This window comes from Streptomyces sp. MUSC 14 (genome assembly GCF_001866675.1).
Lineage (GTDB): Bacteria > Actinomycetota > Actinomycetes > Streptomycetales > Streptomycetaceae > Streptomyces.
Genome location: NZ_MLYN01000033.1, coordinates 23,042 through 36,327, shown reverse-complemented (window position 1 = coordinate 36,327; position 13,286 = coordinate 23,042). Strand labels below are relative to the sequence as shown.

Sequence of the window (13,286 nt, the reverse complement as noted above, 5' to 3'; positions counted from 1 at the left end):
GTCGAGTCGATCCTACGATCACCAGGAAACGCGATCGCACCGAAAGCGTCCTCAATTAACCTCCCTGGAAGCTGACTTGGGAATTCCGTGAAGCGCATGACGGACAGCCGTGTCGGGCGGCACCGCCTCGTCAGTGGGTCTCTTCCCGGGAACGAAAGGAAGGTCTCGCTGCGGCACGCGGGTGGGTCGCCGAGAAGGGGCACCTCAGTCGAGACCTCCGGTCTCCTCAACGTCTTGACGAAGGCGGCGGTGATCCGGGGGCAGGTGGCATCGGGGACGAGTAAGTGTTCCAGGCGTTCCTCGATCCCGCATCCCGTGTGGAACATGACCGGGACGTCGGTCGGTGCCACGTTGTTCCGGGTCCTCGTCGTCAAGGGTGAACCCGAAGATCATCGAGCGACTACCAGCGGCGCCCGGGCGCCGCCGCTGCGTCCCAGCAGCCTGGGAATCCCCAGTTCGGGGGCGTTCTTGCATCCCAGGCTGCATGCGGGACGCCCGTGTCTTGCCTGCTGGCCGTCGGTCTGGGGAGCCTGGACGCTCCACGGTATCCACGGCCCGCAACCAGCCGCGGTCAGGCCGTGCGCCTGGTACGGCCACCCGGCCGGGCGGCGAATGGGGGATGGCATGAAGACCAGCAAGGTCATCAGTGGAGTGAAGCACACCGCAACGGCTCTCTCGGCCGGGGTGCTCGCGATCGGCCGGCCGGCAGCCGCCGCAGGAGCGGCGCATGCTGTGACACCTGTCGCGAGGACGGCGCCGGCAGCCGCGTCCCCGGACCGACCGACCGGCGCGACGACGCTGGTGCCGACGGGCGAGAGCGACTGCGGCTCCGTCTTGCATCCGTGCGGGATCGTCTACAACCGGGCGGGCCACACGCTTGAGTTGGTCCGCAACTCCCAGAGCCACCTCTACTGCAGGAACCCGAGCCGGTTCCGGAACCTGCCGAACGGCAAGAACTCCAACGGCCACGGTTCGCCGCGGTGGAAGGACACGGACTGCTTCCGCGACAACCACGGCCCGGTGTTCATCAACGGCCGCTGATACGCGAAGGGTCAGTGGATCCGTGTCTGGACGGCCAGATGGGTCTACTGACCAAGTGACGTGCCGGCCGGTCTCCGGGACCGCCGCCCACGGACGATCAGGGCAGGTGACGCGGAGTCAGGAGTCACAGGCGACCGCGGGACCTGAGGCTAAACCTTTGGAGCGGACACCCCTCACGGTGGATCTTGATGGTCCAGGGAGGGATGCTCGGGTGGGACGCCGGTCTCCGTACCCGCAACTGCTAGGCACGTGGGTCCGCCGCCCACCGGACTCCGGCCGCCACTGCGAGCAGCAGAATCGGCACCATCCACCACCGCATGGCCCGACGCACCGGAGGCAGTGCCCAGCCTGCCGTTGCGGTAGCGGCCGCCCCGATGGTCAGGACGCACGTTGTATCGCGAGGCGGGTTCCTGGCACTGAAGTGCACTGTCCGGGATCGCCGCCGAGTCGCCGGGGCAAGTCTTCCGGGGCGATCGGGCTGCCCGGGGAGTTGCTCTGTTCACGGGTCGAGAGCGCTGCGTGCTGTCCAGCGCCTGGGTACTGGCCGACGGCAACTCGCCAGTAGCGGAGGGCGTCGCGTGACAGAATTCCCGGGACAGCGGCGCAGGCTCGAACGCGGATTGATCAAGCGAAGGGGTGAACGCGCGTGTCCAGTGGGAAGATGTTCAGCGTCTACGGGCGAATGACCGCACTGCCTGGCCGGCGTGACGAGCTGATCGCCTTGCTCCTTGACGGATTCCGCGCCGGCGGCGAAGACTGCGGCCTGCTCGCGTACAGCATCAACGCGGCTTTCGACGACCCGGATACGGTGTGGCTGACACAGTTGTGGGTCGACAAGGACGCGCACGACGTGACCACCCGTTCCGAACCGGTCGCAGCGGTGACTCGCCAGGTTCCCCCACTCCTGGCACGGCAACCCGAAGGCTTCTACGGCCACGCCGTCCATGTCGGAGACCCCCAGCCCCGTACACGTCCGGGCACCACATGAGCGGGCTGGAGCCGAACCGGCCGTCGCGCTGCCCACGGCCGGCATCTGCTCCCCGCGCCAAGCGGCATGGTTGAACGGCCAGCTCCGCGAAACCTCGGTGAACGCCGGGCAGGACTGCATACCCGCGCGGCCTGTCCGTTGGCGGGCAGTGAGGGTGTGGGCGGTGAGCCGGGCCCACTTGCGGAAGTCCCCGTGCGCTGCGTGGCGGTCGGCGTAGGCGATGTCTTCAGGGAGCGGTCTTGTTCCAGACGGGAATCTCTGCGAACCGAGCTCCGGACGTGACTGTAGGGGGATGTTCCCCGCCCGCACGTCCGCAGCGTCGCCCAGGAGAGGGCGCTTCGGTCCCGGGAAGATCGCCGCGCGCCAGCGGGCGGCCCGCGCAATACGGCGGCGCCCCGCATGGTCAACCGCTGCAGGTGGCATGACCGGAATTCGCTTCCGATCACGCCACCTGCCCTTCCGCTGTCCGTCTCGGAGCCAGGCTCACGTCCCGGTGCCTTCCCGTACCACGTGCCCTCGGCCCGTGCAAGAAGGGCTGTGGCTCCCGGTCATCCTCCGGTCGGGCCGAGGAGTCCTGTCACGAGCCCGCGGGCGTAGGCGGCGTCGAGTCCGTCCGGGCGGAAGAGGATGCGGTACATCAGGGGGGATACGACACGGTCCATGACCGTCTCGACGTCGGGTGCCTCCTCCCCGCGCTCGGTCGCACGGGTCAGGATGACATCGATCTGTTCGGCAGCGTAGGCGGAGCACTGGCCGGCGTTGCCGCCGTCCGGGTCGCCGAGCAGGGCGTCGCGGATGTAGGCGCGGCCGGAGGCGGAGGACATCTCGTCGAGGAACTGCTCGGCCCAGGCTGTCAGATCGGAGCGCAGCGCGCCGTGGTCCCTGGGCGCGGTGTCGGGCCGCAAGCGCTCGACCGCCACGTCCGACAACAGCTCCTGCAGGTCTCCCCAGCGGCGGTAGATCGTCGAGGGGGTCACGCCCGCGCGTTGGGCGATCATCGGTACGGTCAGGGCATCCCGGCCCACCTCCGCGGCGAGTTCCCGTACAGCGGCGTGCACCGACGCCTGCACCCGAGCGCTGCGTCCGCCGGGGCGCACCATCTGCCTGCTCATGGAGCCTACTTTAAAGCAAATTCATTGCGTCTAGCGATCCGTCCTCTCCGCGCGACCCCCTGGCCGCCGTTCGACGGCCTTTTCACCGCGCGTGGTGTGTGTCAGTGCCGCCACGGTGCACGCCCTGCGAGGACGAGACCCGTATTCCGCTCCATGCCCCGGTACCTCCACCGCTCGGCCGCTTTCCGGGACGCCGGCGCGGGCGCCGGCGTCGGGCACCTTCCTCGTGCGGCAGAGGGCGTTGGCAGAGGGGCGAGGCGGAGCCGGGTGCCGAAGTGATGCGGCCGGATCCCGTCACTCGTTCACGCCGCGTGCGCGAGGGAGCGGGCGGGCTGGGTCTGCTCGTAGGCATGGCCGACCCGCAGGAGCACGCTCTCGCCGAGGGGCCGTGCGAGGAGTTGCATGCCGATCGGCAGGCCCGCCGTGTCGTGACCGACCGGCAGGGACAGGGACGGCACTCCGGTGATGTTGGCGGGAGACGCCAGGCGCACGTAGGCGTCGGAGACGTCCTCGACGGCGCCGTCGGCCCAGGTGATCGTGGACCGGCCGGCTTCGACGGCGGTCGCGGGGACGGTGGGTGCGGCGATCACGTCGACCTCCCGCAGCATGCGGGCCCATTCCTGTCGCATGAGGGTGCGGGAGCGTTGGGCCCGAAGATAGTCACCGGCGGGCATCAGTTCGCCGGCCTCCAGGAGGATGCGGACGTCGTCCTGGTAGAGCTCGGGGACCGTACGCAGGGTGCCCTGATGGTAGGCGGTGGCCTCGGGCACCATCAGGCCCCACTGGGTGGCCTGGATGTAGCGGGTCATGGGGGTCTCGACCTCGACGAGGCGTGCGCCGAGGGTCTGGAGCCGGTCGATCGCACGTCGGACGGCGGCTTCGACCTCCGGGTCGATGTGGTCGAAGTAGTACGTGCGCGGCACGCCGACCCGCAGCCCTTGCAGGTCCGTGCCGGCGATCGGCCGGTAGTCCGCGGCGGGCGTGCTCAGGGAGGCGGGGTCGCGCGGGTCGTGTCCGGCCAGGGCGCTCAGGACCGTGCCGGCGTCCTCGACGGTGCGGGTGATCGGGCCGACGTGGTCCAGCGACCAGGACAGGGACGTGACGCCGTGGCGGGGTACGAGGCCGTAGGTCGGCTTGAGGCCGACGACCCCGTTGAGCGCGGCGGGTACCCGGATCGATCCGCCCGTGTCGGTGCCCAGGGCGAAGGTCGCCATGCCCGAGGCGACGGCGACGGCCGATCCGCCGCTGGAACCGCCGGCGACCCTGCTCCGGTCCCAGGCGTTGTGGGTCTGCGGGGTGGTCAGTCCGTAGGCGAACTCGTGGGTGTGGGTCTTGCCGACCAGGACGGCTCCGGCCGCCCTCAGGCGCGCGGCGACGGTACTGTCGGCCGGCGCGTGGTGGTCGGCGCGGACCCGGGAACTGGCCGATGTCGCCGTACCGGCGACGTCTATCAGGTCCTTCAGGCCCATGGGAAGGCCGTGCAGCGGACCACGGTAGCGGCCGGCCGCTATGTCGTGTGCGGCTTCCTGTGCGGCCCGGCGGGCGTGCTCGGCGCCGATGGTGACGTAGGCCTGAAGGTGTGGCTCCACCTGGGCGATGCGCTGAAGGACGGAGTCCGTCAACTCGACGGGGGACAACCGCCGTTCCCGGATCTCGTCGGCGGCTGCGGTCAGGGACAGTTCATACGGCTGCATCGTGCTTCTCCTCTCCCGCGCGGTAGGCGGGGGCTGGTGGGGTGTCCCCGAAGTCCAGCTCGCGCAGGACCGCGACGACGGAGTGGATGTGATCGGCGACGGCCGCGACTGAGGCTTGGCGGTCGGCGGGCAACGGGAGTCCGGCGCGGGCAGCCCAGCGGGCTGCTTCCGGCGTGGTGAGTTCTGCGGCGGACATGGACGTTCTCCCCTCGGGGCTGGAGCTGCGCAGCAAAGCCACGGCATCTAAAGCTAAACATTTGCGTTAGTCGACCGTAAGGCCTACAGTGACTTAAAGCAAACCTGTAGCGTTTGGTACCCGAGGAGTTCCATGCCCACCGCCACACCACGAGCACCCGCGGAATGCCCCCGCCACGTCGTCCTCAGCCGCACGACCAACCGCGCGGCACCGTTCGTCCTGAACGCCTCGGTCCTGGCCGTCCTCCTCGCGGCATCCAGTGCCCCCACGCCGCTCTTCCCTCGCTACCAGGACGCCTGGGGCCTGTCCGCGCTCACCATCACCGTGGTGTTCAGCGCCTATTCCCTGGCCCTGCTGCTGGCCCTGCTCACCACCGGAGCGCTCTCCGACCACCTGGGACGGCGTCCCGTCCTGGCGGGCGCCCTGCTGGTGGAGGCCGCCTCCATGGTGCTGCTGGCCTCGGCGGACGGCGCCGGTGCGCTGATCGCCGCCCGCGTCCTGCAGGGAGCGGCCACCGGCACGGCCATCAGCGCCGCAGGCGCGGCCCTCCTCGACCTGGAGGACCCCCTGCGTCCGGGCCGGTCCGCCCTGACGAACAGCATCGCTCCGGCGGCGGGCATGGCCACCGGCGTCCTGACCTCCACCCTCCTCGTCCGTTTCGCACCGGCCCCCACCGTCACCGTGTACGTCGTGCTCGCGGTCCTCTTCGCAGCGCAGGCGGCCGCCGTCACGGTCACCGCGGAGACGGCCCGCCCGCATGCCGGTGCCCTGCGCTCGCTGCACCCCGAGCTCGCCGTGCCTCCCCGGGCACGCCGCGCCCTGTTGCTGACCGGCACCGGTGTCGTCGCCATCTGGGCCCTGGGTGGCTTCTACTCCTCCCTCGGGCCGGCGCTTGTTCGCCTCGTGGCCCCCGGCGCCCCGCAGACGGCCGGCGGAATGATCTTCTTCACGCTCACCGCCGCGGCGGCGCTCACGGTGTGGACACTGCGGCGTACTGCGCCGCCGGTCGCCGCTACCCGCGGATGCCTGGCCGTCATCCCCGCCACGGCACTGGCACTGAGCGCTCTGCACGGTGCCGGCCTGCCCGCCCTCTACGGCGGTGCCGCCCTGGCCGGAATCGCCTTCGGCGCCGTCTCCCAAGGGGCCCTGCGCATGACGCTCGCCTCACTCGACGCGCAGGACCGTGCCGCGACCCTGGCCGCCTACTACGTCCTCGGCTACCTCTCCATGAGCCTGCCCGCCATCGCCGCGGGCGCCGCCACCCAGCACTACGGGCTGCGCACCACCGCGCACGCCTACGCCATCGCCGCCGCCCTGCTCGCCGTCACGGCCCTGACGGCACTGGCCGCGTCGCGGCGCAGGGCAGCCCACCGCACACACGACGTCCATCCGTAACGAGACCGAAGGAAACGACCGTTCATGAACACTCCACCGGCCACCGACCCCACCGCCATTCCCTCCTGGACCGTGGGTGACGTCACCGTCCACCGCATCGACGAGATCGCCCTCCCGCCGGCGACCGGAGCGTGGCTGCTGCCCGACGCGACCGCGGGCCTCGTCACCGGGCAGGACTGGCTGCACCCCCACTTCGCCGACGACTCCGGCATCCTGCGCCTCGACAGCCACAGCTTCGCCTTCACCCTCGACGGACTGCGCGTCCTGGTGGACACCGGCATCGGCAACGGCAAGCAGCGCGCCAACCCCGCCTGGCACGACCTGCACACCGACTACCTCCAGCGGCTCACCACCGCCGGATATCCCCCGGACGAGGTCGACCTGGTCATCCTCACCCACCTGCACGCCGACCACGTCGGCTGGAACACACGGCAGGCGGACGGCGAATGGGTACCCACCTTCCCCCGGGCCCGCTATGTCACATCCCGCGCCGAGCGGGAGTTCTGGGCCGGGTACGACATGGAGGAGGCACGCGCGCAGATGTTCCGGGACTCGGTGCTCCCGGTCGAAGAGGCCGGACTGCTCGACCTCCTCGACGTCCCCACCACAGGTGTCGACCTCGCCCCGGGCCTGCGCCTGCTCCCCACCCCCGGCCACACTCCGGGCCACATCGCCGTCGAACTGACCAGCGGCGGCCGCAGGGCTCTGATCACCGGCGACTGCATCCACCACCCCGTGCAACTCGCCCACCCCACCATCGGCGCCTGCGTGGACATCGACCCGCAGCGGTCCGAGACCTCGCGCCGCACACTGCTCGCCTCACTCGCCGACACGGACACCCTCCTGCTGGGCACACACTTCGCTCCCCCCACAGCAGGCCAGGTCGTCTCACACGGGCCCGCCTACCGGCTCTCACCCGTCCCCGCCGACTCGAACTGAACCAACGACGCTCGTGATGGCCGGCTCGCCGGACCCCGCCCGCCACCACCCATCCCGGGCAGCCCTCTTTCGAGTCCTCGTCGAACCTCTGAAACCACCGCAAGCTGCCTGCCGGTGCGCTACCCGCCGGCCCAAGCGCCACATCGCTGCTAGCGGCCGTGCTGTGCCCATGCCCATGCCCGCCCAACGGCCAAGATCCGGGCCCGGCGCTCGCTGTGCTGCCTGCGTCCATGCTGTCGTACACCGCTGCGGCCAGGGTGTTCACCCGGGAGGCGGCGTGCCGACGCGGGCGATGAGGAGGGCTATGTCGTCCTGCGCCGGCGTCGGGGCGAGGCGGTTGATGAGGGTGTCCGCCAACTCGTCGAGGGACGGATGGGTACCGGCGAGGAGGTGGGTGAGCTCCGCCAGGCGCTCATCGAGGTCGTGGTCCCGGGTTTCGACAAGCCCGTCGGTGTACAGGACGAGCACGGTCCCGGGAGCGACGGGAATCTCGGTGGTCGTATAGGAGATGCCACCGATGCCGAGCGGTGCGCCGGGGGGCAGGTCGATGAGGCGGGCGGTGCCGTCGGGGGTGATCAGGGCGGGTGGTGGGTGCCCGGCCCGGGCGATCCGGCAGCGGTTGGCCGCAGCGTCACAGACGCCGTACAGGCATGTGGCCAGGATCGGGCCGTCGAGGTCCTGCATGGTCTGATCGAGGTGGTGCAGCAGCTGGTCGGGGGGCAGGTCCAGGCGGACGAGGGCACGGAGTGTGCTGCGCATCTGCCCCATGACGGCGGCGGCGGGAATGCCGTGCCCCATGACGTCACCGATGGCCAGGGCGGCCTTGTCGGCGGTTACAGCGACCACGTCGTACCAGTCGCCGCCCACCTCACTGGCGTCGGAGGCGGGCAGGTAGCGGTGGGCGATCTCGATACGGCCGGGTGGGTCGAAGCTGCGGGGCAGCAGGCTTCGCTGCAGTGTCAGAGCTGTGTCGTGCTCGCGGGCGTAGCTGAGGGCGTTGTCGATCGCCACGGCGGCCTTGGCCGCGATTTCCTCGGCATCGGACCGCTCGTCCTCCCCGAACGGGCTCGGGTTCTGCGCTCGCCAGAGACCGATCGCACCCACGAGTGTGCGCCGTGAGTACAGCGGGACGGTGATCAGCGAGTGCATGCCGTAGTCCAGCAGTGTCCGGGCCTGGTCGCCGTGATGGGCCTGCCATACGGGGGAGGCCTGAAGGTCCGGGACGACGGTCGCGCCCGCGCTCCCGGTCGCGAGAGCTATCTGTGAGTCCACCGGGTCGAGCGGGGAGTCGTCGCGGACCCCGCCCAGTGCGACGCGGCGGGCCCATGCGCCGTGGCCGGCGGGCGGCTCGTCGACGAGCAGGACGGGCAAGGCCAGATCGACGGTGACAAAGTCGGCGAAGCGTGGGACCAGCACGCGCACCAGTTCCTGTGCGGTCTGCTTCGCGTCGAGAGTCGTGCCGATGACAACTCCGGCTTCATACAGCAGTTCGAGACGTTTGCGAGCGTGACGCGCCTGCTCACGGCTCTCCTCAAGGGAGCGGGCCATGGTGTTGAACGCCGTCCCGAGCTGCCCGATCTCGCCCCTGCCGGTCTCGGGCATCCGCACGGAGAGGTCGCCGCCGGCAAGCCGAGACGCCACGTCGGCCGCCCTGCGGACCGGCCAGACAACGGCCCGGATCACGTACCCGGCGAAGGTCGCGATGAGGAGCATTGAGCCGGCAAGGCCGATCGACGCTGCCACGACCGCTTCCCGGGCGTCAGTGTTGGCTGCGCTTTCACGCGCCGCGATCAGGGTCTGCTGGGTCGAGTCGTACCGGTCGAACTGCTTTCTCAGCGCGTCGACCCGCCGCTTCCCTTCCAGCGTCGCCGCCACGCCGTGTGCCCGGGGATCCCCTCGGCTCGCGGCCGCGACCAGCGGAATCGAGTAGTCGTGGATGAGAGACTCGCCGGCCTGCCTGATGTGCTGGGCCAGTGCCCTCTGGGCAGCGGTGGTGCTGAGGTGGACGAGTTGTTGTGCCTGGCCGGAGAACGTGGTCCGTGCGGTCTGCCACGGCTCAAGGAACTGCTTCTCCCCGGTGATGACGAAGCCGCGCTGGCCTGTCTCCAGGTCGACGACGAGTCCCTCGACCGTCCTCGCCTGGGCGAGCGCCGCCTGTGCGTGGCGGTCGGCCGCCGTCGACTCGCCGAGCCCGATGATCGACCAGAGCAGCATCGTGAAGGCCAGCCCGATCAGCAGGGCCAGCAGCCCACCAGCGACGGCGGTAAGGGGCACCAGCCCCACACGTGCGCGTCTCTTCCGTGGACCTGACATGCACATCCCCTGCCCTGCGCACGAACCGGTGGTCGAATCATCGGCAGGGCGGTCTCGCCGTGAGCTCCGTCCCCTTGAGTCTAGGTTGGGTGCGCCGGACCCGCCGAGGGCGGCAGACTCCAGCCTCGCCACCGGCAGGACGCCCCCGGGTCAAGGAGGCCTTTTCAGCGCCAGCGCTCGTCGCTGCCGCGTGCGCACGGGGGCCGCGTCCTGGAGGGCAAGGGCGCAGCCGGCAGTCAGGCTTTCGGACGCGTTGCCTGGCCGGCGGGAATGGACATGAGGCCTCGCCCGGAGACGCGAAGTCGGGGAAGGAGTCAAATTTGAATAGTTGATTTTACGTGACTAGCTTCCGCGATGAAGTCCTCGCCGATCCCAGGAGGAGACATGGCAAGCCCTGTCCGACCCACAGCCCTTGTCACCGGTGGAAGCCGAGGCATCGGCGCCGCCACATCGCTGCGGCTCGCCTCGGCGGGATACCGGGTCGGGGTGAACTACTTCTCCAACCGCACAGCCGCCGACGCGGTCGTCGCGAAGATCGCAGCGGATGGCGGCAGCGCCTTCGCGGTGCAAGGAGACGTGCGCGACGAAGCCCGGGCCGCCCACCTGATCGAACAGGCGGCACCCGACGGCCACTTGGACGCCCTGGTGTGCAACGCGGCCGCGGCAGCCTTCACCCCCACCCCGGTCAGCACGCTCCCCTGGGCCGACTTCAGCACAAAGCTGACGGACGAACTGGCCGGCGTCTACACACTGGTGCAGCGCGCGCTGGCCCTCATGGAACAGCAGCAGCGAGGCACCATCGTCTTCGTCTCCAGCACAGTGGCCGACGGCCCGCCCGCTCCCGGCATGGCGGCCCACGGAACGGCCAAGGCCGCCTTGAACACCTTCGCGCGCTTCCTCGCATGCGAGGCGGGCCCGATGGGCGTACGCGTCAACGTGGTCGCTCCGGGCTTCGTCCGTACCGAAGCCAGCGCCCACATGCCACAGGCGCTACGGCAGCAACTCGCCGACCGTGCACCGCTGCGGCGCGTCGCCGAGGCGGACGACGTGGCGAGAGCCGTCGCGATGCTGGTCAGCGACGACGCCCAGTTCGTGACCGGGACCGTGCTGCCCGTCGACGGAGGAACCACCGTGTCCCGCATGTGATGCCCGACGTTCCCCGTGGAGAGCCCCTGCCGGCATGTTCCCGGCGTATGAAGAAGGGTCTCCGAGATCCTCACGGAGGACCTTCCGGAGCGAGGCCGGAGCCGGGTGGTGCGCGACTGCTGCGGCGAGCGTCACCGACGGGATGCGGGAGCCTTCCGAGGTCCCGGCGAGGAAGGCTGCGGGGCAGGGCGGACCGCCCCCGCGTACTCGGGCCCCCACCGGGGATCCTGGAAGACACCGTCAAGACGTGCGACTCGGGTACCGGTGCGTTCCGCGTGGATCATCGCCTGGCCGCCTGCGTAGATCCCGGTGTGATGCAGGGGGGCATCCGGGCGGGAGAAGAACAGCAGGTCTCCCGGGCGTAGTTCGCCACGATCCACAGGCCGGTTGGTCCGGTACTGGGCAGCCGTGTAATGGGGCAGGTCCACGGTGCCGCCGCTGGCGGTGTACCAGGCATACAGGGTCAGGCCGCTGCAGTCGAGGCCAACGGTGGAGTCGGCCGTGCAGACCCCGTTCAGGTAACCGTTGCCGTCGTCGCAGAAACCGGGGCCCGGGCCCATACGGTCACCGCCTCCCCAGGCATAGGGAATACCGATCTGCTCCTCGGCCACCTCAACCACTCGCAACCCGACAGCCTGAGCCCGCTCGGCCCCCTCAGCTGCCCGAGCCCCTCCGAGCCCGGTTCCCACGCCCAAGCCCGCCGTAAGAACGAGCGACCGCATCAAAACCCTCCGCCGTGCGAGCAGCGGGGACGAGAATCCGGAGTTGTCCAACGTTCACCCTTCCTGTTCCCAGTGGTCTGTGCCTTGGCCGTCCAACGCCCTTCAGGCCGGAAGCTGCCGAACCGCCGGTACCGTGATGAGATGGGCCGGGCCCGCCTGTCAGTCCGGCTACAGGCGGATCGTGGCGAAGTCGAGCTGAGGCCTGCGCCTTGTGCACCAACCCTCGATGCCGTAGCCGTCCGCGTCCGTGAGACGGACCAGGGCCGTGTCCCCGATCAACTGCCCGAGGCGGCCGGTCGCATCACTCGCCCTGAGCCTGGCCGACTATTGCTCCTTCGACATCTGGACTGCTCCTCGTTCTCCACCCGTGTCGCGTGGTTCCCCTGCCAGCGTGGCTTGGGCCATGCACACCTGCGATACGCGCTGGTCCATTCGCATGACGCGGTGAGCCGGCACTGGACCCCTCCGGCCCGGTGTTCGGCCTCGCTCACCCAGCACTGTTCCTTGCTGCCTGCATGGTCGCCTTCGCAACGGCAATGGCAGTGAACCGGCATCGCGGACGGCGCATCGGTTGCGGTTGTCCAGCCGGCACCTCACGCCCCATCAGCGGTCCGCCGTCGTACAACAACCTGCCTCTCGCGGCCGTGGCGGTGCTCGTCGCAGCCACCGCTCCGGGCGCTGTCCTGGCACCGTCCAGCGGACTTCTGGGAATCGCACTCGCGCAACACAGCCGGCGGCCGAGCCATCGGGCAGAGGCCCTGCTCGGGCCGACGGCTCGCAGGAGGAGCAAGAACCGGCCCGGGACGCTGTTCGTACCGTTGCCGGTGAGCAGGCTTGTACTGAGCTCTCTGGACTTCCTCAGGCCGGTGCCGCCTGGGTTGCCGCACACCGACGCACCCGGTGATCGTCTTGGCCGTGGCCTCGCGACCGGCGATCAGCACAGGCGGAGCAGTTCATCACCAGCGATCGTTCGTGGGTTCTGCGCACTCGGTCAAGAGGGCTGCGAAGGCCGCGCCGGCGGAGTCAGCGGGGAACGATCGCAGGACCGCACCGCTCTCCGGTGACGTGATCACGTAGTTTTCCGCCAGGTAGGAGAGACCTCCCCAGGGTTCTCGGGTGTGGGTCCGCATGAGGGCATGGCCGCATCGCGTACAGGTGATCCACGGCACCAGAACATTGGCCGGGGCAACGTCAGCCCCGCCCGACGACTCGATGACGATGTCGTCGGCGCGCTCGATCAGTTCTAGCTGGGTCCGCGCGTCGTCCCCACGGCATCGAAGGATCTGGGGCGTGCGCAACTCCCTCTCGCCCCAGGTCTCCGCGAGCACGGATATCTGCGCCCTGGCTGTCTCACTGATCGGCAGTTGGTGCGCGAGGAGCCCGGCGACAAGCAGGCCAAGCCCCGCCTCCTGCTCGCCGATGTCCCAGCAGTCCCTCATCTCCTGGGCCTCGGCTTCGGGAAGCAACGCAGCGAGCCGGTTCCGGACAACAACGTCATCGGTCACCGGACAGACGCTACCGGCCGGCGCTGACACCCAGCTGCCGCAGGCAGATGACCATCACCGCGGTCGCCGTGAAGCCCATGGGGTGCTCGGGCTTCCGTTCGTCGCGCCCCCTTGGCGGAGACAGCCGCGGCGAGCCGAACTCCCGACTCTGCGGCGGGCGATTCGCGGGTGATGTCACGTGCACGCGGTCATGGCCTCGCGTGGTCGTGGTCGTAGCCCTTGTCCCCATGGAGCT

General features: G+C 69.9%; 12 protein-coding genes. 6 read left to right on the top strand and 6 right to left on the bottom strand.

Annotated features, from left to right (window positions below):
- The first annotated feature begins 624 nt into the window (after window positions 1–624).
- Window positions 625–1,041, top strand: coding sequence for a hypothetical protein (locus BIV25_RS21140; protein ID WP_071373932.1), 417 nt, complete (start codon window positions 625–627; stop codon window positions 1,039–1,041).
- A 661-nt stretch (window positions 1,042–1,702) separates the two neighbouring features.
- Entirely contained in the window at window positions 1,703–2,029 is a 327-nt protein-coding gene (locus tag BIV25_RS21135; protein WP_218158471.1) for a putative quinol monooxygenase, read from the top strand.
- Between the two features lie 548 nt (window positions 2,030–2,577).
- On the opposite strand, the gene BIV25_RS21130 is transcribed toward BIV25_RS21135, so the two are convergent.
- From BIV25_RS21130 to BIV25_RS47285, 3 genes are all read right to left on the bottom strand, one after another.
- Entirely contained in the window at window positions 2,578–3,141 is a 564-nt protein-coding gene (locus BIV25_RS21130; protein ID WP_177235358.1) for a TetR/AcrR family transcriptional regulator, read from the bottom strand.
- 302 nt (window positions 3,142–3,443) lie between these two features.
- On the bottom strand, window positions 3,444–4,835 hold the full coding sequence (locus BIV25_RS21125; protein WP_071373930.1) for an amidase: 1,392 nt from the start codon (window positions 4,833–4,835) through the stop codon (window positions 3,444–3,446).
- Window positions 4,822–5,031 (bottom strand): hypothetical protein, encoded by a 210-nt coding sequence (locus BIV25_RS47285; RefSeq protein ID WP_079176783.1) that lies wholly within the window; start codon window positions 5,029–5,031, stop codon window positions 4,822–4,824. The genes BIV25_RS21125 and BIV25_RS47285 overlap by 14 nt, the downstream gene beginning before the upstream one ends.
- Window positions 5,032–5,163: 132 nt before the next feature.
- On the opposite strand from BIV25_RS47285, the gene BIV25_RS21120 reads away from it, so the two are divergent.
- Complete coding sequence (locus tag BIV25_RS21120) at window positions 5,164–6,426, top strand: MFS transporter (RefSeq protein ID WP_071373929.1); 1,263 nt, start codon at window positions 5,164–5,166, stop codon at window positions 6,424–6,426.
- Between the two features lie 24 nt (window positions 6,427–6,450).
- Window positions 6,451–7,365 (top strand): MBL fold metallo-hydrolase, encoded by a 915-nt coding sequence (locus BIV25_RS21115; protein ID WP_071373928.1) that lies wholly within the window; start codon window positions 6,451–6,453, stop codon window positions 7,363–7,365.
- 261 nt (window positions 7,366–7,626) lie between these two features.
- On the opposite strand, the gene BIV25_RS21110 is transcribed toward BIV25_RS21115, so the two are convergent.
- A complete protein-coding gene (locus BIV25_RS21110; protein WP_071373927.1) occupies window positions 7,627–9,648 on the bottom strand; it encodes a SpoIIE family protein phosphatase in 2,022 nt (673 codons plus the stop codon).
- 414 nt (window positions 9,649–10,062) lie between these two features.
- On the opposite strand from BIV25_RS21110, the gene BIV25_RS21105 reads away from it, so the two are divergent.
- Window positions 10,063–10,824, top strand: coding sequence for an SDR family oxidoreductase (locus BIV25_RS21105; protein WP_071373926.1), 762 nt, complete (start codon window positions 10,063–10,065; stop codon window positions 10,822–10,824).
- Window positions 10,825–10,955: 131 nt separating this feature from the next.
- On the opposite strand, the gene BIV25_RS21100 is transcribed toward BIV25_RS21105, so the two are convergent.
- Window positions 10,956–11,435 carry a C40 family peptidase gene (locus BIV25_RS21100; RefSeq protein WP_177235357.1) on the bottom strand — a complete coding sequence of 160 codons (480 nt, stop codon included), beginning with the start codon at window positions 11,433–11,435 and terminating at the stop codon, window positions 10,956–10,958.
- 584 nt (window positions 11,436–12,019) lie between these two features.
- Between BIV25_RS21100 and BIV25_RS54465 the strand changes: the two genes are divergently transcribed.
- Complete coding sequence (locus BIV25_RS54465; protein ID WP_079176780.1) at window positions 12,020–12,610, top strand: MauE/DoxX family redox-associated membrane protein; 591 nt, start codon at window positions 12,020–12,022, stop codon at window positions 12,608–12,610.
- Here BIV25_RS54465 and BIV25_RS51175 read toward each other — a convergent pair.
- The gene (locus tag BIV25_RS51175) at window positions 12,503–13,051 is read right to left on the bottom strand and encodes a hypothetical protein (protein WP_071373924.1); all 549 of its coding nucleotides are present in this window, start codon (window positions 13,049–13,051) and stop codon (window positions 12,503–12,505) included. The genes BIV25_RS54465 and BIV25_RS51175 overlap by 108 nt on opposite strands.
- Window positions 13,052–13,286: the final 235 nt, after the last annotated feature.

What these genes read in the sequence shown, in the direction of transcription:
- BIV25_RS21140 (WP_071373932.1), top strand. Translation starts at nt 625, where the DNA reads ATGAAGACCAGCAAGGTCATCAGTGGAGTGAAGCACACCGCAACGGCT.
- BIV25_RS21125 (WP_071373930.1), bottom strand. Translation starts at nt 4,835, where the DNA reads ATGCAGCCGTATGAACTGTCCCTGACCGCAGCCGCCGACGAGATCCGG.
- BIV25_RS21105 (WP_071373926.1), top strand. Translation starts at nt 10,063, where the DNA reads ATGGCAAGCCCTGTCCGACCCACAGCCCTTGTCACCGGTGGAAGCCGA.
- BIV25_RS21120 (WP_071373929.1), top strand. Translation starts at nt 5,164, where the DNA reads ATGCCCACCGCCACACCACGAGCACCCGCGGAATGCCCCCGCCACGTC.
- BIV25_RS21130 (WP_177235358.1), bottom strand. Translation starts at nt 3,141, where the DNA reads ATGAGCAGGCAGATGGTGCGCCCCGGCGGACGCAGCGCTCGGGTGCAG.
- BIV25_RS47285 (WP_079176783.1), bottom strand. Translation starts at nt 5,031, where the DNA reads ATGTCCGCCGCAGAACTCACCACGCCGGAAGCAGCCCGCTGGGCTGCC.
- BIV25_RS21135 (WP_218158471.1), top strand. Translation starts at nt 1,703, where the DNA reads ATGTTCAGCGTCTACGGGCGAATGACCGCACTGCCTGGCCGGCGTGAC.
- BIV25_RS21115 (WP_071373928.1), top strand. Translation starts at nt 6,451, where the DNA reads ATGAACACTCCACCGGCCACCGACCCCACCGCCATTCCCTCCTGGACC.